This window comes from Rothia sp. HMSC071C12 (genome assembly GCF_001813895.1).
Lineage (GTDB): Bacteria > Actinomycetota > Actinomycetes > Actinomycetales > Micrococcaceae > Rothia > Rothia mucilaginosa.
The window spans coordinates 1-23,594 of record NZ_KV814376.1 but is presented as its reverse complement, the minus strand read 5'-3'; the positions used below and the strand labels follow the sequence as shown (position 1 = coordinate 23,594).

General features: G+C 57.4%; 19 protein-coding genes and 1 tRNA gene. 13 read left to right on the top strand and 7 right to left on the bottom strand.

All coding sequences use genetic code 11. From position 1 onward, the window contains the following. The first annotated feature begins 23 nt into the window (after window positions 1–23). The 11 genes from lysX to pknB all read left to right on the top strand — a co-directional run bounded on the left by lysX (window position 24) and on the right by pknB (window position 16,168). A complete protein-coding gene (lysX, locus tag HMPREF2942_RS07615; protein ID WP_083313474.1) occupies window positions 24–3,374 on the top strand; it encodes a bifunctional lysylphosphatidylglycerol synthetase/lysine--tRNA ligase LysX in 3,351 nt (1,116 codons plus the stop codon). Between the two features lie 337 nt (window positions 3,375–3,711). Then, entirely contained in the window at window positions 3,712–5,274 is a 1,563-nt protein-coding gene (locus tag HMPREF2942_RS07610; protein WP_070686882.1) for an alanine/glycine:cation symporter family protein, read from the top strand. Window positions 5,275–5,473: 199 nt separating this feature from the next. Continuing rightward, entirely contained in the window at window positions 5,474–5,833 is a 360-nt protein-coding gene (locus tag HMPREF2942_RS07605; RefSeq protein ID WP_070644382.1) for a PLDc N-terminal domain-containing protein, read from the top strand. Window positions 5,834–5,921: 88 nt separating this feature from the next. Beyond that, window positions 5,922–6,008: transfer RNA gene (locus HMPREF2942_RS07600), tRNA-Leu, on the top strand. A 228-nt stretch (window positions 6,009–6,236) separates the two neighbouring features. Further along, window positions 6,237–7,100 (top strand): FhaA domain-containing protein, encoded by an 864-nt coding sequence (locus HMPREF2942_RS07595; protein ID WP_070688778.1) that lies wholly within the window; start codon window positions 6,237–6,239, stop codon window positions 7,098–7,100. Continuing rightward, on the top strand, window positions 7,100–7,564 hold the full coding sequence (locus HMPREF2942_RS07590) for an FHA domain-containing protein FhaB/FipA (RefSeq protein WP_005507379.1): 465 nt from the start codon (window positions 7,100–7,102) through the stop codon (window positions 7,562–7,564). Before HMPREF2942_RS07595 ends, HMPREF2942_RS07590 begins: the two co-directional genes overlap by 1 nt. A 3-nt stretch (window positions 7,565–7,567) precedes the next feature. Continuing rightward, window positions 7,568–9,340 carry a PP2C family protein-serine/threonine phosphatase gene (locus HMPREF2942_RS07585; protein WP_070688777.1) on the top strand — a complete coding sequence of 591 codons (1,773 nt, stop codon included), beginning with the start codon at window positions 7,568–7,570 and terminating at the stop codon, window positions 9,338–9,340. After that, entirely contained in the window at window positions 9,333–10,793 is a 1,461-nt protein-coding gene (locus tag HMPREF2942_RS07580) for an FtsW/RodA/SpoVE family cell cycle protein (RefSeq protein WP_005507381.1), read from the top strand. Before HMPREF2942_RS07585 ends, HMPREF2942_RS07580 begins: the two co-directional genes overlap by 8 nt. Next, window positions 10,786–12,225 carry a peptidoglycan D,D-transpeptidase FtsI family protein gene (locus HMPREF2942_RS07575; RefSeq protein ID WP_070593880.1) on the top strand — a complete coding sequence of 480 codons (1,440 nt, stop codon included), beginning with the start codon at window positions 10,786–10,788 and terminating at the stop codon, window positions 12,223–12,225. Before HMPREF2942_RS07580 ends, HMPREF2942_RS07575 begins: the two co-directional genes overlap by 8 nt. Further along, window positions 12,222–13,979, top strand: a complete 1,758-nt coding sequence (locus tag HMPREF2942_RS07570) for a protein kinase domain-containing protein (protein WP_070593882.1) — start codon at window positions 12,222–12,224, stop codon at window positions 13,977–13,979. The genes HMPREF2942_RS07575 and HMPREF2942_RS07570 overlap by 4 nt, the downstream gene beginning before the upstream one ends. A 47-nt stretch (window positions 13,980–14,026) precedes the next feature. Further along, window positions 14,027–16,168, top strand: a complete 2,142-nt coding sequence (gene pknB, locus HMPREF2942_RS07565; RefSeq protein ID WP_070688776.1) for a Stk1 family PASTA domain-containing Ser/Thr kinase — start codon at window positions 14,027–14,029, stop codon at window positions 16,166–16,168. Between the two features lie 211 nt (window positions 16,169–16,379). Here pknB and HMPREF2942_RS07560 read toward each other — a convergent pair whose 3' ends face one another. From HMPREF2942_RS07560 to HMPREF2942_RS07555, 3 genes are read right to left on the bottom strand one after another with little or no spacing between them, the layout of a single operon-like run. Then, entirely contained in the window at window positions 16,380–17,012 is a 633-nt protein-coding gene (locus tag HMPREF2942_RS07560; RefSeq protein WP_049328052.1) for an aminodeoxychorismate/anthranilate synthase component II, read from the bottom strand. A gap of 15 nt (window positions 17,013–17,027) precedes the next feature. Continuing rightward, a complete protein-coding gene (locus HMPREF2942_RS09445; RefSeq protein ID WP_005508086.1) occupies window positions 17,028–17,189 on the bottom strand; it encodes a hypothetical protein in 162 nt (53 codons plus the stop codon). 19 nt (window positions 17,190–17,208) lie between these two features. Next, the gene (locus tag HMPREF2942_RS07555; protein WP_005508087.1) at window positions 17,209–17,958 is read right to left on the bottom strand and encodes a class E sortase; all 750 of its coding nucleotides are present in this window, start codon (window positions 17,956–17,958) and stop codon (window positions 17,209–17,211) included. A 158-nt stretch (window positions 17,959–18,116) separates the two neighbouring features. Here HMPREF2942_RS07555 and HMPREF2942_RS07550 point away from each other — a divergent pair, with 158 nt between their 5' ends. Further along, window positions 18,117–18,431, top strand: a complete 315-nt coding sequence (locus tag HMPREF2942_RS07550) for a cell division protein CrgA (protein ID WP_005507388.1) — start codon at window positions 18,117–18,119, stop codon at window positions 18,429–18,431. Window positions 18,432–18,551: 120 nt separating this feature from the next. Here the strand turns inward: HMPREF2942_RS07550 and HMPREF2942_RS07545 are convergent, their stop codons facing one another. Next, window positions 18,552–19,547, bottom strand: a complete 996-nt coding sequence (locus tag HMPREF2942_RS07545; protein WP_070688775.1) for a hypothetical protein — start codon at window positions 19,545–19,547, stop codon at window positions 18,552–18,554. A gap of 14 nt (window positions 19,548–19,561) precedes the next feature. Beyond that, complete coding sequence (locus HMPREF2942_RS07540) at window positions 19,562–20,479, bottom strand: LysR family transcriptional regulator ArgP (protein ID WP_049354382.1); 918 nt, start codon at window positions 20,477–20,479, stop codon at window positions 19,562–19,564. A 205-nt stretch (window positions 20,480–20,684) separates the two neighbouring features. Here HMPREF2942_RS07540 and HMPREF2942_RS07535 point away from each other — a divergent pair, with 205 nt between their 5' ends. Next, window positions 20,685–21,317: a LysE/ArgO family amino acid transporter gene (locus HMPREF2942_RS07535; RefSeq protein WP_049354383.1), complete on the top strand. Its 633-nt coding sequence runs from the start codon at window positions 20,685–20,687 to the stop codon at window positions 21,315–21,317. A gap of 24 nt (window positions 21,318–21,341) precedes the next feature. Here the strand turns inward: HMPREF2942_RS07535 and HMPREF2942_RS07530 are convergent, their stop codons facing one another. Beyond that, on the bottom strand, window positions 21,342–22,790 hold the full coding sequence (locus tag HMPREF2942_RS07530) for a D-mannonate dehydratase (RefSeq protein ID WP_070688774.1): 1,449 nt from the start codon (window positions 22,788–22,790) through the stop codon (window positions 21,342–21,344). 47 nt (window positions 22,791–22,837) lie between these two features. Beyond that, window positions 22,838–23,374, bottom strand: coding sequence for a GTPase (locus tag HMPREF2942_RS07525; protein ID WP_246823528.1), 537 nt, complete (start codon window positions 23,372–23,374; stop codon window positions 22,838–22,840). Window positions 23,375–23,594 lie beyond the last annotated feature (220 nt).

The following is a 23,594-nucleotide window of genomic DNA, read 5'->3' as shown; positions in this document are numbered from 1 at the left end:
TACACCCCGATTCCTCGCTGATCATGATGTCTCACCGCACTACCTCACGTCGCCGTACAGCACGAGCAGGGCAGGCGCCTGCGCCTCCCTCAAGGTATGCAGAGATATCAGCACGCGTGGTTATCGGGGTGTATTCTTTTGCCGCGCTTCTGACCACGTTTGCGTGGGTTATCTCTCCTCTGCGGCGCGGTCGCGGCTTCACCTGGTGGGAAGTCACCGCTGACCTGCTGAATATTCCCTCCACGCATACTCTGCCCAGCGCCATTACGATGATTGTGCTGGTTTCCGGACTGATTGTGCGCAAGCGCGCTGCCCTCATTGCAGCCATCGTTTTCCAGGTGCTGGGCGCACTGATTGCGACCCATAGCGCTTTCACGCTGGCGTTCCCCGCGGGGATTATGCCGAAGGACCGTATTTTCTCCTCGACGGTCGATACTCTCTCCATCGTGTTTGCGTGTGTGCTGGTGCCGTTCCTTTTCTCGATTCGTTCAGCGTTCCCGGCGCGCATTGGTCGCCTCTCGTGGGCGGGGGCGGCTGCTACGGCGGCTGGCGGTATTCTGCTGACTACCCTGGTGCTCTGGTACCTCTGCCGTATTGGTGTGTGGGAGCCGCTGCGTTTCATCACCCCGTGGGAGCTACTCATGCACGGCATGGGTATTGAGCGTACGCATCCTGGCGTGTGGTCTGCTGATGTGGTGGCTTTCTTGGCGTCTTTTGGTTACGGTGCCTCGCTGGTTGCGGCGCTGTATCTGTTGGCTCGCGGTTATCGTGCCCCGGATGCGTGGACCGGCGAGAAGGAGCTGAAGATCCGCGCCCTGCTGCAGCAGTACGGTGCCAATGATTCGCTCTCATATTTTGCGACGCGTCGCGATAAGCAGGTGATTTTCTCTCCGGATCAGAGGGCGGCGATTACGTACCGTTCGGTGGGTTCGGTGTGTTTGGCGTCGAGCGACCCGGTGGGTGACCCGGATTCGTGGGATGCCGCGATTGAGCAGTGGATGTTGCAGGCGCGTAGTTACGGTTGGGTTCCTGCGGCGCTGAGCGTGAGTGAGGCGGGTGCGCGCGCCTATAACCGTGCGGGTCTGTCGATTATTCAGATGGGTGAGGAGGCGGTCCTTGAGGCGGACCGTTTCACGCTCAATGACACGTCGATGCTACCGGTGCGTCAGGCGGTTCAGCGTGTGCGTCGCGGCGGGTACACGGCGCAGATGCGTCGCTTTGCGGAGTTGGATGAGCAGCAGCGTCAGCAGGTTGCGGAGAATATTTCGGCGTGGCGTCATGGGCGTGTGGAGCGCGGCTTCTCGATGGCGCTGAATCGTGTGAATGATCCGGCGGATTCTTCGTCTGTTCTGGTGTCGGCTCATGATGAGGCTGATCAGATGGTGGCTCTGCTGTCGTTCGTCCCGTGGGGTCCTACGGGGCTGTCTTTGGATGTGATGCGCCGCTCCCCTGAGGCACCTAATGGTGTGGTGGAGTTTATGGTGGCCTCGCTGATGGAGCAGGCGGCGTCTTTGGGTGTGCGTCGGGTGTCGCTGAATTTTGCGATGTTCGGCCATATTTTTGAGGCTGCTGATCAGGTGGGTGCGTCGGCATGGAACCGTTTCGCGTCCCGCTCTTTGGGTGTGCTGGATCGTTTTCTGCAGTTGCGCCGCCTGTATCGTTTCAATCTGAAGTTTGCCCCGCTGTGGGTTCCTCGTTTTTTGGCGACGGAGCCGACGTTGGCGATGGCAAATGTTGTGGTTGCGGCGGGTATGGCGGAGGGCTTTTTGCCGAATCTGTCGGCGCGCCGTTTGCAGAATCAGGAGCAGGTTCTTTCTGCAGATGAGCTGGAGGCTCTTCACCAGATGCAGCTCGCTACTATGGAAGAGCTTCCTGAGGTGTCGCGTAGCGATCAGACTCAGCACCGTCTGCGCCATCTGGAGGCGCTGCGTGCGGCGGGCATGGAGCCGTATCCGCTGGGTGGTTCTTTGGGCAGTACCAGTGCTCCTGTACTGGGCGTGAAGGATGCCCTGCGTATATTCTCTTCTGAAAATATTCCAAATTCGGAATTCATGGTTTCGGGGCGTATTCGCGCGCTTCGCAACCATGGTGGAGTCCTCTTTGCAACTCTGATTGAAGGGGGTGAAACCCTGCAGGTCGTCATGGAGCGCAGCCTGGTGGGCGAGCGCCCGCTGAGCCTCGCCTCCCGCAACCTGGATACCGGTGACATCATCACCGTGCGGGGCACCTACGGGGCGAGCCGTAACGGTACCCAATCGCTGATTGCCACCTCCTGGCACATGGCGTCGAAGAGCCTGCACCCCATCCCCTTCGACTCCTTTACTGACCCGGAGGCGCGTCTGCGTCGCCGTTCCACGGACCTGTTGGTGCATCCGGATCAGATGCAGAATCTGCGTCTGCGTACCGCGGTGATTAAGGCGCTACGTGCCCGCCTGGATGCGGAGGGTTTCCTTGAGGTGGAGACCCCGATTCTGCATACGGTGCACGGTGGTGCGAGCGCGCGTCCGTTCCGCACGTATATCAATGCCTATGGCGAGGATTTGACGCTGCGTATTGCGCCGGAGCTGTATTTGAAGCGTCTGGTGGTGGGCGGTAGCGGTCCGGTGTATGAGCTGGGTCGTGATTTCCGCAATGAGGGCGCTGATGCGACCCATAATCCGGAGTTTACGGTGCTTGAGGCGTATCGTCCGTATGCGGATTATGTGCAGATGCGCGAGTTGACGGAGCGTCTGATTAAGGATGCCGCTCAGGCGGTGTTTGGTTCGGTGTCGTTGCCGCTGGGTCGTAGGGCTTCGAGCGAGCGCACGGTATCTGATGTGTCGGGTCCGTGGCGTGTGGTGTCGGTGTGTGATGCTCTGTCGGAGGCGCTGGGTCGCCGCGTGGATGTGCAGACGGATTTTGAGGAGCTGCTGGCTTTGGCGCAGCAGTACGGTGTGCGTGTTCATGAGGGTATGGGTCCGGGTGCCATCGTTGAGGAGTTGTATGGTGAGCTGGTTGAGGCGCATACGGTGGAGCCGACGTTCTATACGGATTTCCCTGCGGAGACGAGTCCGCTTGCGGCGCCGCATCGTAGTGTTCCGGGTTTGGCGGAGCGTTGGGATTTGGTGATTAACGGCATGGAGATGGGCTGTGCTTATTCTGAGCTGGCGGACCCGCTGGTGCAGCGTGAGCGTCTGACGGAGCAGTCGTTGAAGGCGGCTTCGGGTGATCTGGAGGCGATGGAGGTGGATGAGGATTTCCTTTACGCCTTGGAGACGGGTATGCCGCCGACGGGTGGTTTGGGTCTGGGGGTGGACCGTTTGGTGATGCTGTTGGCCCAGACGCAGATTCGTGGGGTGTTGTCGTTCCCGTTTGTGAAGCCTGAGCGTTCGTAGCCCGACTGATACCCCCGCTTCTTCGTTATGCCCGGTGCGAGGTTTTGTGCCTTGTGCCGGGCTTTTTGTGCCCGCCCTGCCGGTGCCGTCAACACCTCCACGGAGTCTATATTTACTCTGCCCATATATTAAGTATTCGTTACATTTTGGCTTGGGTCCCTTTTTTAAGTTGCCGAGCGGGGGGCGTAGCCGACACAATGAGGTGACTAATCATACGGAGCGTATGTGCCTCCGTTACGCGGCTTTGAGTCCGCGCCACCCAGCAATGTAGCCCACACGTTGTCCGTCTTTCGGATTTGAGCGTGCGGGCTTTTTGCTTTCAAGATTGGAGTGCCGAGTGGATTTTCTTCTGAATATCATCGGGGACATTAATACGCAGACTGCGGAACTGACTTCCTCCGTGGATGCCGTGCAGAACTGGATGTGGAGTAATTTCCTCTACTACGCTCTGATTGCGGCTGGTCTGTACATTACGATCCGTACTCGCGGTGTGCAGTGGCGTTCCATTAAGGAAATGGTCCGTGTCCTGGGTGACCCGGTTGCTCGTGAGGCTGACGGTAAGAAGAGCATTTCTTCGTTCCGTGCGTTTACTGTTTCGGCGGCTTCTCGTGTGGGTACCGGTACTGTTGCGGGTGTTGCTTTGGCTATTGCTATGGGTGGCCCGGGTGCTGTGTTCTGGATGTGGGTTATTGCTGCTGTTGGTGCGGCTTCTGCTTTTGCGGAGTCCCTTCTGGGTCAGCTGTATAAGGAGCGCGGTAAGGATTCCTATATTGGTGGTCCGGCGTACTACATGAAGCGCGGCCTGAATGCTCCGTGGATGGGTTACATCTTCGTGGCGTTCATTGTGGTCACTTATGCGTTTGTATTTGTGGCGGTTCAGACGAATGCTGTGGTGGATGCTGCGGCGAACTCGTTCAGCATTGATGTTTCGGGTACTAACTCGATGGGCTTCCGCATCACTATTGGTCTGATTATGGTGGCGCTGACTGCGGCTATTATTTTCGGTGGTATTCGCGCGATTTCTTCGGTGACTGAGTGGCTGGTGCCGATTATGGCGGTACTGTATCTGCTGTTGGGTCTGCTGGTTGTTCTGCTGAACATTACCGAGGTTCCGAATATGCTGCTGATGATTTTCCAGGGCGCTTTTGGCATTAAGGAGTTTGTGACCGGCGGTACCATGGGTGCCGTGATTTGGGGTATGAAGCGTGGCCTGCTGACTAATGAGGCGGGTATGGGTACTGCTCCGAACGCTGGTGCGACCGCTACTATTTCTCACCCGGCTAAGCAGGGTTACGTGCAGACTTTGGGTGTTTATTTTGACACGATGATGGCGTGTACTGTGACTGCGTTTATTGTTCTGCTGTCGAACCCGACTTATGGTGATCGTTCTCGCGGTGCGTCGCTGACTCAGTCGGCGTTGGCTATGCAGCTGGGCGATTGGGCGGTTCACTTCCTGACTATCGCGATTTTCATGTTTGCGTTCTCGACTGTGATTGGTAACTACTACTACGGCGAGTCGAATATGCGTTTTGTGACTGAGCGTAAGCTGCCGATGAATATTTTCCGTGCGCTGGTTCTGGTATTCGTGTTCTTCGGCGCGATTTCTTCGCTGGATCTGGTGTGGACTACCGCGGATATGTTGAATGCCGGCATGGTGATTGTGAACTTGACGGCGGTTCTGTTGATGACTCCGCAGGTTGTTGCGGTGTTGAAGAACTATGAAGCTCAGCGTAAGGCTGGTTTGGAGCCGATTTTCAAGGCTTCGGATATGCCTGAGTTGAAGAATCTTGCGGCGTGGGATGGTACTGATGCGGTGACTACCCGTGAGTTCTGGGCTGAGTATGATGCGAAGGCTGCTGAGCGTCGTGCTGCGAAGAAGGCTAAGAAAGTTAGCCGCTAGTTTGTGAGCTACACGCAGGTTTCTGTGTAAGGCTTTGTGGAGGGTCCGTCCTGCTGTGTTGCGGGGCGGGCCCTTTTGCGTGCTTGAGGGGCGTATGGGGCTGCCCATCGGGGTAGGCTCTGAACACCTCCTTGAACTACCCTGAGGGCTTGTGGATTCCTCCGGGTCTGTATGCTTAGGAAGGATATTAGGAGGGCTTATGGATTGGCGTGCCGTACTGGAGCTGGTGGTCACGGTTGTATTTCTGGCAGGTATTGCGTTGGCGCTATTGTGCTTGGTGACGATTCATCGGAACCCGCATTTTTCGGAGGTACAGAAGCTGAAGTGGCTTCTGCTGGTGCTGTGCCTGCCGTATGTGGGTCCGGTGACGTGGTTGTTGCGTGCGCGTTTGGAGCGTATTGACCGGGAGCGTGCTGAACAGGAGCGTATGGCGCGGGAGCGGGGTTCCGCGGTTGCGTCCGATGCGGCTGCTTCCGGTGGAGCGTCTGATAGTGCCCCGGATAGCGCCTCCGATAGTGCTTCAGAGTCTCTTTCTGACACCCCCACCAACACTAAGTAACGAAGGTCACACACTCTCGATTGGACAGCACCGCATGCAGTCCGTATAGTTTTATGTGTTGCCTGCGGTGATACACCGTAAGACACATGCGCGAGTGGCGGAATAGGCAGACGCGCACGGTTCAGGTCCGTGTGCCCGTGAGGGCGTGGGGGTTCAACTCCCCCCTCGCGCACCAACGATCCCCGGTTCGAAAGAACCGGGGATTTTTTCATATCCATAACCAATTCCCCGCTAAATGACGGGGTTCCAGAGCGATGGCGAGTGCATCACCTAAAATAGAACCGGGTGTGTTCATTCACAGGACACACAGCTAACGCACAGACACGCTCGTTAAACTGAGCCTTTCGGATAAAGACCGTTTGCGCGGTCTGTTGCTCGGAATGGTCGTTGAGAAGGAGGCGGCATGAAGTTTTTCGACAAGCTGGGCAAGCTGGAGCAAGGCATCGGCCGCACTGTCGGCCTTTCCAAGGGCTTCGGCACCTTTGCGAAGGCGGATGTCGCTAACCGCGTCCGCATCATGATGGATGACGAGTCCTACGTGGACGGCAGTGGTCGCACTATGGCTCCTAATGTCTATACTCTCCGTTTTGCGCCGGTCGATTTCCCGCGCGTGCGCGAGTGGGGTAACCCGTTTGCTGTTGAGCTGTGCGATTTGGCGATTTCGCACGCCCGCGCGCAGGGTTACACCCTCATTGGCGCGGTTCGCGTGACGTTCAACGTTCTTGATTCTCTCTCTGAGGGCGAGTTTGAGGTTGTTGCGACTTTCGAGCCGTTCTCTGTACCGGAGGCTCCGGCATCCCCGTCTCTGCGCGGCGCCACTAACTACGCGCCGGTGCGTCCGCCGCGTGAGTCTTCTTTGCCGACCCGCATTACGAAGCCGGCTGCTCAGCCGGCTCAGCCTGCACCCAGCCCTGCGCCTCAGCAGGCTCCTGCGGCTCGCCTGAACATGCCTGTAGCGCCCCCTGCGGCGGCTCCCCGTTTCTTCTTGGAGATTGAGGGTCGCATGCACCCGGTGAACCATCTGCCGTTTGTGCTGGGCCGCGGTTCTGATGCTGATTTTCGTCTGGACGATAAGGGCGTTTCTCGCCGTCACCTGCAGCTTTCGATGCAGGGTGGTGCGGTGGTCGCCTCCGATATGGGTTCTACCAACGGCACGTTGATTAATGGTGCGCCTCTGCGTGCGCCGGTGGTGCTGGCGAACGGTTCGCTGCTTCGCATGGGTAATACCCGCATCATCTTCCATAGTTCGACCGGAGGTGTCCGTTAATGGCGTCTGAATTGACCGTTACTATCCTTCGTTACGCTTTTCTGGCTCTGATTTGGTTCTTTGTTTTCCTGGTGGTTTCGGCGGCTCGCCGTGACCTTGGTTTGGGTAAGAACTATCGTGCGGCACCGGTTGATGCGGTTCCGGAGGCTACCCATATTGCGCCTCCGCCGACTCGCCCTTCGCAGCTTGTTATTACTGCCGGTGCGCAGGCTGGCGCGATGATGCAGCTGGGGGACCACCCGATTACTATTGGCCGCGCTAATGACATTGAGGTGTCCCTGCAGGATGATTACGCCTCGGGTCGCCATGCGCGCCTATTCCCTCAGGGTTCCCGTTGGTTCCTGGAGGATTTGAATTCTACTAATGGTACGTTCGTCAATGGCGAGCGTCTGACTCGTGCGACCCCGATTGAGCCCGGTGATGATTTCCGCGTTGGCGGTACCACCATGCAGTTGAGGGGCTAGTGTATGAAGATTGCTTTTCGTTTTGAGGCCCGCTCTGATACGGGTCTGAAACGCTCGAAGAATGATGACTCCGGCTACGGTGGTCGTTTCCTTGCTGTCGTTGCTGACGGTATGGGCGGCCACGTAGGCGGCGATGTTGCGTCGGCTACGACGGTTCTGAATCTGACTCCGCTTGATCACCCTGATTTTGAGGATGGTACTGGCGGCGTTTATCTGGCTGATGAGATTCAGAGTGCGAACCTGATTATTAATGAGCTGGCGGCGAATGACCCGCAGCTGGCGGGTATGGGTACGACCTGTACTGCCCTGCTGATTGATGGCGATTGTATTGAGCTGGCTCATATTGGTGACTCGCGTGCGTATCGTCTGCGCCCGGGTGCTGATGGTGAGTTTGAGCAGATTTCTACTGACCATACGTTTGTGCAGCGCTTGCTCAATGAGGGTCGCATTACCCCGCAGGAGGCGGAGAACCACCCGCATAAGAACGTGATTATGCGCGTTCTGGGTGATGTTGATGCGTCCCCTGAGCTGGAGTTGAAGACTCTGGACGCTGTTCCCGGCGAGCGCTGGGTGCTCTCTTCTGACGGTTTGGATGCTGTGGTGTCCCTATCGGAGATTGAGCAGGTGATGCGTTCTACCGATGACCTATCTGAGATTGCTGACACTCTGATTGCGATGACTTTGGAGCGTGGCGCTCCGGATAACGTGACGGTTGTGTCCCTGCAGGTGATTGACCGTGAGGTTCTGCCGGTGGATGAGCCGGTGGGTCCTTCGAGCCTGCCTGAGTCTGCTCTGCCTGATTCGATTGTGGCGGAGCAGGAGGTCAGCACGAATACTCAGAAGCTTCCCGAGGTTGCTGCTACGGCTGAGGCTGCTGAGGCTATTTTGGGTGCGCACCATGATGAGGACTCTGAGGAGCCTCATCGTCGGTCGTTGCGCCGTTTCCGTCGTGCTCGTGACTTCTCTGGAACCCTGTTGCACAGTGGTTCTGGGGCGGTGCGTCACCATATCGGTACGTACGATAACGCCGTGGATGCGGCTCTTACGAATGCTGCGATCTTGCGTAGCGAATTGGGTTCCCGCCCGCATCAGCTGGTTGGTGCCGCTTCGGTGGCTACTGAGACCGGCATGATTCCGGCGGTGACTTCGCGTACCCTGGAGCATCGTGCGACGGTGGCTCAGCGTGTGCCTTTGAAGGTTGAGTCTGATGAGGCGACCTTGCCGGCTGAGCTGGAGGAGCTGATCGCTGAGGATACTGTTGAGCGTTCGCGTCCGCGGTCGTGGTCGATTCGCCTGTTCATTACTCTACTGGTTGCAGCTATTGTGACGCTGGCTGCGTGGACCGGTCTGCGCTATGTGGAGCGTAGCTACTATGTGGGTGAGAGTGACGGCACGGTTGCGGTGTACAACGGTATTCCGCATGCGTTGGGTCCGATTCGTCTTTCTCACGTGGTGGAGAATACCGATATTCCTACGAGTGAGCTGAGCGATCATACTCGTTCTTTGTTGCGTAATGCGATTACGGCGAAGGATCTGGATGATGCGCACCAGATTGTGTCTCGTTTGAAGACTCAGGCAGATCAGTCTCGTGAGAAGGCTGAGCAGGCCGCTGCGTCTGCTTCCGCGTCTGCCTCGGCTTCTGCTTCCTCGAGCTCTGAGGCGCCCGCTACGGCTCCAAGCTCTGAGGCTCCGAGTTCTGACTCGGCGTCCCCGGCTCCTGAGCTGGCTACGGTTTCCTCCGCGCCTGTGGCAGAGGGCGGTGAGAACAATGGCTAAGTTCTCGTTCCGTCGTGAGTCGGATGCGCCTCGTGCACGCCGTTTCACGGAGCTTTTCCTGCTGGTTTTGGCGGTAGGTATCAGCTCGTTCGGCATGTACCTGATTGATCCGGAGCATGCTTTTGATACGTCGAAGAGCCAGTGGCTGCCGTGCACGGTGGTGCTGGGTGCTGGTGCTCTTCTGATTCACCTGGTCATGCAGTTCCGCGCCCGTTATGCTGATCCGTTTATTCTGCCGCTGGTGGTGGCTCTGAACGGTATTGGTTTGACCATGATTTATCGTCTGGACCCGCAGATTGCGGCTCCGGTGGGTGATGGTCAGCTGATGTGGACCGGCGTGTCTATGGTGCTGTGCGCGATTATCGTGTTCGTGCTCAGGGATTATCGTCTGCTGCGTAAGGTCACGTACACCTCTCTGGTGCTGTCGATGATTCTGCTCATCATGCCGCTGGTTCCGGGTCTGGGTATGGAACTCAATGGTGCTCGTATTTGGATTCATATCGGTAACCGCACGTTCCAGCCGGGTGAGGTCGCGAAGATTACTTTGGCGATTTTCTTCGCCGGCTATTTGGCGACGCACCGTGACCTGATTCTGGTGGCTGGCCGCCGCATCGGCCCTATCAATCTGCCGCGTCTGCGTGATTTGGCGCCGGTGTTCTTGGCGTGGATTGTGAGCCTGGGTGTTCTGGTGTTCCAGAAGGATCTTGGTTCGGCGATTATGTTCTTTGGCCTGTTCATGGCGATGCTGTACCTGTCGACCGGCCGTATTTCGTGGCTGGTGGTTGCGGGTATCGGTATGGCTGTGGGTGGCTATTTCGCGTACCACTATGTCTCGCACGTGCACGCCCGTATTTATGCGTGGGTGCATGCTTTTGATCCGGAGATTTACCAGGCGTCTCCTGGCGGTTCGGGTCAGATTCTGCAGGGCGTTTTCGGTCTGGCTTACGGCGGTCTTTTTGGCCGCGGTTGGGGTCAGGGCCGCGCGAACCTCGTCCCGTACGCTAATTCGGACATGATTATTTCCTCGTTGGGTGAGGAGCTGGGCCTGGTTGGTCTGGGTGCCATCCTGATGATGTTCATGCTTCTGGTTTCGCGCGGTTACCGTGCAGCGTTGGGTACTCGTGATGGTTTCGGCAAGCTGTTGGCTGCCGGTCTGTCTACGGTCATGGTTCTGCAGCTGTTCGTGGTGATTGGCGGCGTGACTCGTTTGATTCCGCTGACTGGTCTGACGACTCCTTTCATGTCTGCCGGTGGCTCCTCGTTGGTGGCTAACTGGATTATTGTGGCGCTGTGGTTGTCTATTTCTCATAGTGCCCGCGCACCTCACCTGGTGGCTGGTTATGATGCTCCGCAGGGTATTGACCATGCGGACACTAGCTACGAGCCGGAGGGTGCTACTAGCGTTCTGGCGCGTATTACGGCTAAGGATTCTGGAGGTGAGAAGAATGGATAGGGCTATTCGCCGCATGTGGATGTCTGCCGCGTGCGTGTTTGTCCTGCTGATGGGCACCCTCAGCTATATTCAGTTCTTCGATTCGAAGACTCTGATGAATAATCAGTGGAATTCCCGAGCTCTCTACGATAATTACGGTTCGGCACGTGGCTCAATCGTGGTTGATGGTACGGAGATTGCTTCGTCGGTGAAGTCCGATGATGAGTACAACTACCAGCGTGTGTATAACCACCCGCTCAAGTATGCGGCTCTGACGGGTTACTTCTCCACGATTTATGGCGCGACCGGTTTGGAAGCTGCTATGGATAAGGAGCTTGCGGGCACGAGCGATAGCCAGTTCTATGACCGTGTGGCGCAGCTGTTCAGTGGTTCTTCCGCGCAGGGCGCTAGCGTGGAGCTGACGATCAATTCGAAGCTTCAGGATATTGCGTATAGCGCTCTGCGGGGCCGTAAGGGTGCTGTGGTGGCGATGAACCCGAAGACCGGTGAGATTCTGGCGATGGCTTCTTCGCCGTCCTATGACCCGAATCTTCTGTCGGCTCATACGAGCTCTTCGGTTTTGGCGAATTACCAGGCGCTGACTTCTGATGAGGACAGCCCCCTGTTTAACCGTGCGATTGCCGGTAATACTTATTCGCCGGGTTCGACCTTCAAGATTATTGATGCGGTGGCGGCGCTGGAGTCCGGCAAGTACAACGCGTCTTCGGTCATTGCGAACCCCGCACAGTTGCCCTTGCCGGGCACGAACATTAGCCTGCCGAACTATACGGGCGGTCAGTGTGGAACCCGCACTCAGGCGACGATTGAGTGGGCTTTGGCTCAGTCCTGTAATACGCCGTTTGCGCAGATTGCGATGGATTTGGGTCAGGAGCGTATCGCGAAGACTGCTGAGAATTTTGGTTACGGCCAGGATTTGAAGATTCCTTTGACGGTTTCTAAGTCGTCTTTCCCGTCGAATCTGACGCAGAGCCAGCTGGCCCAGTCGGCGATTGGTCAGTACGACGTGAAGACCACTCCGCTGCAGGTGGCGATGACTTCTGCGGCAATTGCAAATGGCGGCGTGCAGATGAAGCCGAACCTGATTCGTTCGGTGAAGACCAGCAACCTGAGCACTTTGCAGGAGTTCTCTCCTGAGAAGCTGCGCACGTCCACTAGCCCTGAAATTGCTAACCAGGTGAAGCAGTGGATGGTGAATGCGGTTGATAATGGTATTGCACGTAATGCTGGTGTCTCCGGTGTGAAGGTGGCGGGTAAGACCGGTACCGCGGAGACGACGGCAGGTTTGAATAATTCTTGGTTTACCGGTTTTGCTCCGGCTGATGATCCTCAGATTGCGATTGCTGTGGTTTATGAGGATATTGATGTGGCGACCGGTGCCCAGTTGGCAACCAGTACTAGTAAGCAACTCTTTGAGGCGGTGTTGAACAAGTGAGGCCTGCGGCTGATATCACTTTGGGCGGGCGCTACACCCTAACCGAACGTATCGCGATTGGCGGTATGGGCGAGGTGTGGAAAGCTCGCGACAAGGTGCTTGGACGCATCGTTGCGGTCAAGATCCTCAAGGAGGAGTACACCGGTGACCCGGGCTTCTTGGAGCGTTTCCGCGCTGAGGCCCGTAATACGGCGTTGTTGAACCACCCCGGTGTAGCGAACGTTTTCGACTACGGCGAGGAGGACAACTCCGCGTACCTGGTCATGGAGCTGGTGCCGGGTAATCCGCTCTCGAGCATTATCGAGCACGAGACTACCCTGCCGCCGGACCGTGTTCTGAACTTCATTGCTCAGACCGCTCGCGCGTTGGCTGCGGCTCATTCGCAGGGTCTGGTGCACCGTGACGTGAAGCCGGGTAACCTTATCATCACCCCGGATGATCGCGTGAAGGTGACTGATTTCGGTATTGCTCGTCTGGCTAATCAGGTGCCGTTGACGGCTACCGGCCAGGTGATGGGCACCGCCCAGTATTTGGCGCCGGAGCAGGCAACCGGTCAGGCTGCTACCGCATCTTCGGATATGTACTCGTTGGGCATTATTGGTTATGAGTGCCTGGTGGGTCGTCGTCCGTTTACGGGTGAGTCGCAGATTGCGATTGCGTTGGCTCAGGTGAATGATCCGCCGCCGCCGCTTCCGGAGACCATCCCGGCTCCTGCTCGTGCGCTGATTATGTGCTTGTTGGCGAAGGACCCGGCTCAGCGTCCTAAGGATGCGACCGCTCTGGCTTCTGCGGTGGATGCGATTCGTCGCCGCGATCTGAAGGCAGCGGTGAAGGCTGTTCCTTCTTTGGCTCAGTTCTTGGCTGAGGAGAATGCTGACGACGGTACTGTCGCTATGACTGCGATGGATGTGGCGGCGGAGCCGATTAGCGCTTCTGCTACTCCGCGTTTTGGTTCTGGTGGTCGTTTCTCGCCGGAGCCGACGACGGCGCCTATTCCTCGTACGGGTGCGCAGACCATGCGTCCGGCTTCGGGTCGTGTGAAGGCTGCTGTTGCCCCTCCGGCTAAGCGTGGCCCGAACGTGTGGATGTGGGTTGCTCTGCTTCTGGCAATCGTGCTGATCGCTGGCGGTATTTGGACAGTCCTCTCCTCCAATAATGGTGGCGGTTCGACTGATCCGGTTCCGAGCGCTTCTTCGTCTGTTGTTCCGACGAACACGGGTACCGTTTCTACGGTGGAGCCGACTGAGTCTGCTTCTGCCCGTGCTGCAAAGCAGAAGGTGACCATCAACGCGATTAACTATGAGGGTCGCGAGCTGCAGGACGCAGTGAACGAGCTGAAGAACCTTGGTCTGTCCCCCAAGACTGAGGGTGTTGAGTCTACTCAGCCGGAGAACACGGTGATTTCGGTTTCTCCGACGGGTACTTTGGAGCAGGGTAATAGCGTGACTGTTCGCTATTCGACCGGTCCGAAGTCGGTGACTTTGCCGTCGAATCTTGAGGGTAAGAACGTTGATGAGGCGTCGAAGGCTGTTGCCGCTTTGGGTGTGAATGTTTCTCTGCATTATGAGAATTCGGACACTGCGGCCCCCGGTACGGTGCTTCGTACTACCCCCTCATCTGGCACCAAGGTTACGGTTGGTAGTAATGTAGACATGTATGTGGCCTCTTCCAGTTCGGGTAGGGGTTCGAGTGCGAGCGCTTCTGCTGCACCGTCTGCGTCGGCTTCTGCTTCCGCTTCTGCGTCGGCGCGTTAGCCCCTACGTTTTGATTTAGTTTTAGTCTTAGTGATCCAGGAGAACTTATGGACCTGTCGGTTCCCGACACGGTTGATAACCGTTACAAGGTACTCGAGGTAATCGGTACCGGTGCGATGGCAACCGTTTATGCTGCCGAGGATACTCGCCTCGGCCGCAAGGTTGCGCTTAAGATTCTGCGCCCGGAGCAGGCCCAGGACGATACGTTCCGCGCACGCTTTAAGCGTGAGGCGGAGGCTGTGGCGTCTCTGAACAATCCTGCGATTGTTGCTGTCTATGACACCGGTTCGTATAACCCTTCGCAGGGTGGCGGGGAGTCTGCTTCTTCGGAAGAGGGCACCGCTATTCCTTATATCGTGATGGAGTACGTGGAGGGTCATACTCTGCGTTCCATTCTGTCCCGTGGCGGTCATCTGCCGGTCCGTGATGCTTTGGGTTATTCCGAGCAGCTGCTGGGTGCTTTGCAGTACAGCCACTCGATGGGCATCATTCACCGCGATATTAAGCCGGCGAATATTATGGTGCTGGAGCGTACCAGCGAGGATATCGCTAAGGGTCAGCCGGGCCAGATTAAGGTCATGGATTTCGGTATTTCCCGTGCCATTGAGGAAGCTGGCGAGGCGCTGACCAAGGCTAATGTGGTGATGGGTAGCGCACGCTACATGTCCCCTGAGCAAGTGAGCGGCAAGGAAGTTGACGCCCGTAGCGACCTGTACTCTGCTGCTTGCGTGATTTACGAGATGATTGCTGGTCGTTCTCCGTTTGACGCTGAGTCGAATGTTGATCTCGCGGCTAAGCATCTTTCGGATGCCCCTGAGCCTCCGAGCAAGTTCACCCCGCTTGAGGTTCCTGCTGGTCTGGATGCTGTGATTCTGAAGGGTCTGGCGAAGAACCCGGATGAGCGTTATCAGAGCGCGGCTGAGTTCGCTCAGGCTCTGGTGTCGGTTGTTCGCCCGGGTGAAGAGACCGTGGTGCAGGATGCAGCGATGACTACTGCTTTTGTTCCTTCGGCGACTACTGCTTCCCTGGGTGAGGATTACGCCCCGTACACCACCTCGATTACTGAGGCTTCGGTGGAGGATGGCGGCCTCAACGGCTTCTTCGAGTATGAAGACGATGAGGAACTGTACGACGATGAGGAGTACGCAGAGTACGATGAGTCTTCGCCGCGTAAGCGTGCGTGGGTTCGTTTCCTTGTGGGTACTCTGATTGTGGCTCTGCTGGTTTTCAGTGTCGGCTCGGTTCTGTACTACCAGAACAAGCTCAATGAGGTTCCGCAGGTTCAGGTTCCGGCTGTGGTGAATGTTTCCCGCGATGATGCCGATAACCAGCTACGTAACCGAGGCTTCGTGGTGGAGTACCGTCAGGGCTACTCGGACAACATCAAGAAGGGCGACGTTATCAACGTTGAGCCGGGTGTCGGTTCTACGGTTAATAAGGGCTCGACCGTGGTTGTGACTGTTTCGAGCGGTCCGGAGAAGGTCAAGCTACCGGATAACCTGCAGGGTCAGAGTGAGGCGTATGTCCGTAACGCTCTGAAGGACCTGGGTCTGGTGGATGGCCGCGTCTCCACTGTGGAGAGCGCTTCCGTTCCTGCCGGTATGGTTGTGGAGCTGTCCCCGGAGAAGGGCTCGACCGATGATAAGGGCGCTCAGACCGTTGAGGCTGGTAGCACCGTGAACATTGTCCTGTCTTCCGGTAAGGTGAAGGTCCCCTCGCTGGTGGGTCTGACCAAGGATCAGGCGATTGCTGCTCTGACCGCTCAGGATGTTCTGCTGAACACCAACATCGAGACTGTTCAGACTAACGAGCGTCCTGCGGGCACTGTGCTTTCGCAGAGCTCTGCAGCGGGTACTCTGGTGGCTCAGAACAGCACTGTGACGATCCGTGTGGCTGCTACTCCGACTCAGACGACCGCTCCAACTACTGCGGCTACTCAGCCTGCGGCAGCGACCGGTAACCAGAACGCTACCACTGGTAACCAGAACCAGCAGCGTTCTACCGCTACTCAGCCGACTGCGGCAGCTACTACTCAGCCGACTGCGGCAGCGAATAATCAGCAGCGTTCTACCGCTACGGCTACTCCGGCACCGGCTGCGTCCACTGCTGCGGGTACCCGTACGATTCAGGGTACTAACGCGAATACCAATGCGAACAACGCTAATAACGCAAACGCTAACGCCCGCTAAGGGGTTCTAGAGGTTAGCAAAAGGGGCGGCGCTCCACACCGTTGGGTGTGGGGGGCCGCCCCTTTTCGCGTATCTGGGCTTGTTCGTGTATCTGGGTTTGCTCGTAGCTAGGGATCCAGATATAGCTATCGCCTCCAGTTTCCCTGTAGCGTGTCTGCTACGGGGCTTCTGGAGGCGATATAAGCCGTTGGGGGCATCTAAGGCTAAGGTACTAAGCCATGAGGGGTGAGAGGCTCTTAGAGCGCTCTGCGGCTCCCTGCAGGCCGGTTTCTTCGAGCCAGTTGCCGAGCATGAGGTATCCGCTTTCGGTCAGGACCGACTCGGGGTGGAACTGCACGCCGTGCATGGGGGCTTCGCGGTGGCGCAGACCCATGATGATGCCGTTGTCGGTGGTGGAGGTGGTTTCCAGGACCTCGGGCATGGTTTCGGGCACAACTGCCAGGGAGTGGTAGCGGGTCGCGGTGAAGGGGTTGGGCACGTCCTTGAACACGGAGACGTTCTCGTGCACGAGGCGGGAGGTCTTGCCGTGCATGAGTTCGGGGGCGTGGGTGACGGTGCCGCCGAATGCCTCCGCGATGGCCTGGTGGCCGAGGCATACGCCCAGTAGCGGCTTCTTCGCTTCGGCTGCCCAACGGATGGTGTCAATGATGACGCCTGCTTCTGCGGGGGCGCCGGGGCCCGGGGAGACGAGCACGCCGTCGTGTTCTTCGGCGAGCTTGATGACGGCGTCGAGTTCGTATTCGTCGTTACGGATGACGGTGGTTTCAGCGCCGAGCTGCTGGATGTAGCCGACGAGGGTGAAGACGAAGCTGTCGTAGTTGTCGATGACAAGGATGCGGGTCATGGCACGTCCTTAGCGCTAATGGTTGATGGTGACGTTCAGGTTGAAGGGGCCGTACTCTGCGAAGTGGGGGAAGACGAATTCCATGAGCAGGTAGACTACGGCGAGTATCAGCGCGATGGCGATGATGATGCGAACCCACAGGGGGCCGGGGAGGTGGCGGAAAATCCATGCGTACATCTTGCTTTTCCTCTCTGATTTAGGATCCTGCTACGGAGGCGGCAATCTCTGCGGGTGCTCCGGCTGCGGCGGGCCGCCAGGATTCGAGGCGGGCGTGGACAATGTATCGTTCGGTGTCACCGTAGCGCGGGTGGCAGGTGGTGAGCGTCAGGAGGCGCTCGGTGGGTGCTACGCCGGGCTGTCCGGGGACGGGTTCGATGACTTCTACCTGGTCGGGCTGCACGATTTCGTGGCTGTAGACGGTGTAGGTGTAGTAGCCGTCTTTGGTGCGCACGTAGATGTGGTCGCCTTCGGTGAGCAGGTCGATATCGTTGAGGACTTTACCGCGGGTTTGGCGGTGGCCTGCGAGGGAGAAGTTGCCGACCTGTCCGGGCATGGCGCTTCCTTCGTAGTGGCCGAGTCCGAGGGAGTCGAGCACGTCGGAGCTGGTGCCCTGGGTGGCGGGGCGCTGGTAGTCGGATCCGAACTTGGGGATGTAGACGACGCCGAAGACTTCACCGTGGCCGGGTTCGCTCAGACCTGCGGGAGGGGTGTTGGGGTCCCAGTCGGGGAGGGGTTCGGCGGGGTTGGAGTCGAATTCCTGAACGAGGGTGCTGACGGCTTGGGATTGGGTGCGGTCGGCGTCGATGTTGGTCCACCAGAGCTGCCATGCGACGAAGAGCAATAGCAGGAGGCCGACGGTGATAAGGAGTTCGCCTGTAATCTGGATAATCCAGTGCAGCACGGTGCGGGGGCGGCGCTCTGCGGTGGGTGCCGTTCCTTGGCTCATGCGTTCTCCTTTGTCCTTTGGGTTGGTATGTTCTTGGGCGCCGGGTGGCGTTCCTTATCTTTCAACGCACGGAGAAGGTGAAATCATCCCGTAAGTCTGCAAAGATAGGTGTGAACATATATTTTTAGGTTACCCATACAACAATAAGCGGAGGAAGTATGTCGACCAACTCGGCTAAGGCATCGTCCAAGAAGAAGTCTCAGAAGTCTGCTAAGTCTGAGGTGGAGGATGCGAGCGAGCTGCGTCTGCGTGAGATTGCTCGTGAGATGGAGAGCGGCACGCAGCTGAAGGAGCAGACTCCGTTGTGGTACCGCGTGATTATGTTCTCGCTGTTAGCGGTGGGCATTCTGTGGATTATTGTTTTCTACATTACGCAGGGCCTGTTCCCGATTCCTGATTTGGGTATGTGGAATGTGAGTGTTGGTGTGGGCGCCATGATGGTGAGCATGCTGATGATGACTCGCTGGCGCTAGAGTTTAGGCGTTATGACTTAGGCGTTAGAGCTTATAGAGAGGCGGCCGTCCCGTGTGGGGCGGCCGCCTCTCTGTATGTTTCGCCTGTTTGGCAGGAGCTGGGGTTAGAGATCCTGCACGCTACCTGTCTTTAGTTCTTACTCGGAAGATTGCGGTCATGGCGACCATGATGAGCAGCTCGGTGAGGGTTTGGGTGAGTACGGTGGCGCCCATGAGGCTCGCTTCGGGGTTCCCGTTGTGTGCCAGGCGTTGTGCGCAGAGCGCGACGACGGGGTAGATGATGAGGGCGTTGCGGGTGACAGCGCTGAAGGTTACGGAGATGCGTTCCGGTCGTCCCATCACCTTGCTGAGGCACCAGGCGGCACCTCCTGCGAGGATGGCGTAGGTGAGGTAGAGTCCGGCGAGTCGGGGAATGAGCTGCGTTTCGTTCAGTACCGCCGGGGTGTAGGCGGAGCACATGAGAGCAAGGAGCAGGCACATGAGGGGAATCATCGCGGTATCGCTCATGGTGCGTACTCGTTCGTAGGCTTGTTGACGCTGCGGTGAGCGGGTTGACCAGCGTTGCACGAGGTAGGCGGCTATCAGGGGCACGATGAGCGGTGCCAAGCTGAGGTAGCTTTCGGTGGGAAGGGGGAATATTTCTCCCACCACCCCAATATCTAATATTCCTATATATGCATACGCACTAGTCCAGAATGGAATAGAAACGATTTGGGTACCAAGAAGATAGGGCGTTGTCGCCAGCAAACCGCGATATTCCCCTCCAGCAATACACGCAAAAACCACAACGTAATCCACGCATGGAGCCAGCAAAACAATCACCGTGGCTAGAGCAATGGGGCCGCCCTCGGGAATGAAGAGGGAGACCAGAGGCGCAACTAGAATCGGGGTTCCAAGGGTAGCCACCAGCACGACCGTGCGAGCGAGCCTCTTATGCTGACCGACACTCATGCCGACTAGAGGCATGAGAGCGAAGTTGGTCCACAGGAGCGCACCGAGCGCGTAGGGCACGAGCTGCTCAGAAACTAGGCTCCACCCACTCAGCCCCGCGCTGGCACCTCCCACGGCCATGGAGGTGAGGTAGAGAGCCACCTGGTGGCGTTCCATATAGCTCACGGAGCCATCCTCTTCTAGTAGATCAGGTCGCCTCGTGCCGCTTCGTGGACGCGGCGGGTTACGGTTTCCATGACGGGCGAGTTGATGTTCCAGCGCTGCCAGTAGAGGGGGAATTCTACGGGGGTTGCGGCGAGCTTCACGAGGTGCCCGCTTGCGAGCTCTTCGGCGCATTGCGCTTCGGGAATGAGACCCCAGGCGATACCGGCGCTGACGGCGCGCGCATAGTCCGGGGAGGAGGGAATGTAGATGGTGGGGCTTTGGGTGAAGGTTTCTTCAGCCTCCAGACCTACTTCTTGTTCAATGAGGACTCGCGCTACGTCCTGCACGAAGTCTTTGCGGTCGTATTCGACGACGGGGGCACGGTTGAGCTCTTCGCGGCTTACGCGCTTGGGCCAGCCGGGTAGGTATCGCTGTACGTAGTCGGGGGTTGCGACGCACCAGTAGCGTGCCACTCCGAGGGTTTCAACGGAGCAGCCGGGGATTTTTTCGGGTTTGGAGGTGATGACTGCCATGACTTCTCCGGAGCGGAGCATGGCGGAGGAGTGGAATTCACCTTCTCGTCGCAGGTCGCAGAAGATGCTGTCTTCGCGGCTGAGAGTTCCGACGGCGTCGATGAACCAGGTGGCGAGCGAGTCGGCATTGACCGCCACGGAGACGCTTTGGAAGCCGCCAGCACCCATGAGTTCGCGTTCCATTTCTTGCTGCAGGAATTCGCTCTGACGGGCGATGCGCAGCACGCTTTGTCCAGCATCGGTGGGGGTGACGGGGTTGCTTCGACGTAGCAGGACCTTTCCGGCGATCTGTTCCATGGCTTTGATGCGCTGGGAGATGGCGGAGGGGCTCACTCGCAGAACATCTGCCGCGGCATCGAAAGTGCCGTATTCGATGACGGCGGCAAAGGTGGAGAGCTGGTCGGTACTGAAACGTGTCATAAGAATATCTTACGCAGTGTGAAAATATTTAGATAGATTTAGGGTTTGTTTTCCCGTATTCTCGTCTCTGGCGCTTCACACTCTAGCTATCGGGGCAATAATCCCTGTGTCGCATGCTTTTGCCTGGCAAGCTGGTATTAGAGGAGCCACCACCCGCATATCCGCGAAGCCCGCGCCCCGTTTGACCCGCATAGAAAGTTTCACCATGTCCACCTCCCTGTCCCTGCTGTTTCTGGGTGCTACCACCACGATTTCTCTGGTGGCGGCTATTGGTGCCCAGGGAACTTTTGTGCTGCGTCAGGGTATTTTGGGTCGGCATATTACCCCAATCATTATTTTCTGCATTCTGTCGGATGCTCTGATGATTGGCTTGGGCGTGGTGGGCCTGGGCGCTCTGTTGGATGCGGCACCGTGGTTCATTGAGGTGTTCCGTTATGTGGGTGCGGCGTTTTTGGCGTGGTTTGGTTTTGAGGCTGGGCGGCGTGTGTTTACCCCGCATTCCATCGTGGTGGATGATGCGGAGGGCGATTCTCAGTCGTTGAAGGCGGCTCTGCTGACCACGGCGGCGGTGACGTATTTGAATCCGCTGGCGTGGTTGGATACGACTATTCTTTTGGGTTCGCTGGCGAACGCCCAGGGCGATCCTGGCCGTTGGTGGTACTACCTGGGGTGCTGCTGCGGTAGTATTATCTGGTTTTTGGGGCTGGGGTACGGTTCGCGTCTGCTTCGTCCGCTCTTTGCGCGTCCTTCGGCATGGCGTGTTTTGGATGGGGCGACGGCACTTCTGATGGCATACCTGGTGTTCAATCTGCTGACGATGAACCTGTCGACCCACTAGCTTCTACCCCCCTGAGGAGCCCTTTTATGCCTTGTCGGTCTCCTTTTCCGCGCTCTTCTCCTCTTCGAGGGTTATGAGTACCTCGTTTTTGGGCATGGTAAGCAGGCCCAGGTAGATATCGCGAATAACCAGGATGTGCTTGATTCGCTCGATCATGGGTTTGAGGAAGCTTCGGGCGTATTTTTCGTCGCTACTGGTGGTTGCGACGAAGCTGAGCCCGGAGAACACGGCAACGATCATGGACACCTTGATGACCACGGCGTTGATGTTGGTGTCTACGCCGAGGATTTTGAGGTGTTCGGGTTTGACGGTCATCCAGGATTCGATGGTGGTGTCGCTAATGGCGATGGAGGAGAACCCCATGAAGAACCCGAAGACGAGCAACATAAAGAGGCTCGCCTGAATAATCTGCCCAATCATAGGGATGATGATAAGGTTGCCCCAGGACGCAATTTTGAGGGGTCGGTGTTCGAGGATTTTCTTCTCTTCGACCCAGTCTTGGACGGTGTTCCAGATTCCCCCTTCGAGGGCCGCGGCGCGTTCGTAGTCGTTCTCGGTAAAGCTTGCAATGTCGTCGCCTCTATTGCGGCCCAGAAGGCGCGCTGTGCGCTCTAGGGAGGTTGTGACGACCACGAACACGGCGAGTAGCCCCATGAGGCCCAGAACCGCCCAGGCGCGCGGGAAGCTGAGTCCGTTGGCGAGCTTCCAGAGGTCTGCGTTCACGAAGATAAAGAGTACGGACACCATGAGTACGGGCAGTACTTTCGCAATCATGGGCGGCAGGGAGGCGAGCTGGTGGATGGCGTGCTTGAGGGACCAGCCGAGTACGGTATCTACGCCAAGGAAGATGGCAAGGTAGATTCCGATAACGATGAGCGGGAATACTTGGCCGCCGTCGTAGACGAAGTCGAGGCCGTCGAGGGTGTTGGATGCAAAGACACCGGCGGTAAAGAGCATGCCTGCAAAAAGTACGGTAAGAATACCCGTGGTGATTTGAACCCACTGCGGGGTGCGAACCATCAGCTTGTGGGCAAGAGTAATGAACACACCGGAGATGACCGGCATAATGAGGAAAATCCCGCCGAGTACGAGCACTGGGAGTACTTCGTTACTGAGGGCGCTATCGCTTGTGAGAGCTTTGATGTAGTTCGGTAGGGAACCTTTCACGTCCTCCACTACGAAGATGAGAAGGTCGCGCAGGAAGATATAGCAAATATGCATGATGCCAGCCCACAGGATCCACGGTACAGAGCGTGGGAACGCATCAAGAGCACGTTGACGTGCAGGAATGATGAGGGGCACGCCCTGTTTACGGAACCAGATATTGCTCTGCTTTAGCATGTCAGCCTTGCTGTAGTGCTGAGTGGTGTAATGCTGAGGTTGCACCGCTTCTGCAGTGGCTTTAGCACGCAGTCGCACCCAGATGGGGCGTGCGTCCTTCTGATGCGGGGTGTTCTGGTCCTGTGCGCTCATGACATACCACTCTACAGGGGTTAAGAACCTCTTTTATCCGAAGGCCCCTATAGTTCTTCTCGCTGGAGTTCAGCTCCGATAAAGCGGCTGTATGCGCCCATGAGGAGGGCAGCTGCTTCTTCCTGTTCCTCGTAGATGCCCAGCTCCTCGTCCTCACGACCTGTGTAGGTACCGCTACTGATTTCGAGCAGGGATAACGGTCCTTCTGCAGTCTCCGGTGCCAGGGCATCCAGGATGAGGCTCAGGCTTTCTTCTGATTCTTCAGCTACGCCCATGAGCCGCCCCAGGCGTGTACCTGGGTAGGGTGCGATGGTGAGCACGTCTTCGTTCTCGCATTGGATAATGCGTGCTACAGGAATAATGTCCCCGTCTGCGGTCTCTTCGAGCAGTAGCTCGGTGGAGAGGTCGATATGGCTTTCTTCGCTCTGTAGGAGCTGCCTGGGCCACCAGAGGTGAATGTATTCGGTCAGTGCTGCCCAGGTTTCGTGAGGCTCCAGTGTGCTCTCTGCGTAGAGTGCTACCGTTCGTTCTTCACCGTTGTGTTGGCGCTGCTGATCGACTGGCTCTGGTGCGTGGGAAAACATGGGGTAGTGCATGGTTCTACTCTATCCCAGTGTGTCTGTGAAGAGCATTCTCCTTGTAGACAAAGCATCATAGACAAGGGTCTGAGGGCACAAAAAAAGGGGCAGACCCGTATGGGTCTGCCCCTTTCTAGCTTTAGCTGTTAAAGCAAAAGAGCCCGCGCAAGCGGGCTCTTTTTATTGCCTATTGGATTGTTATCCAAAAACCATACAGTGAACGCAA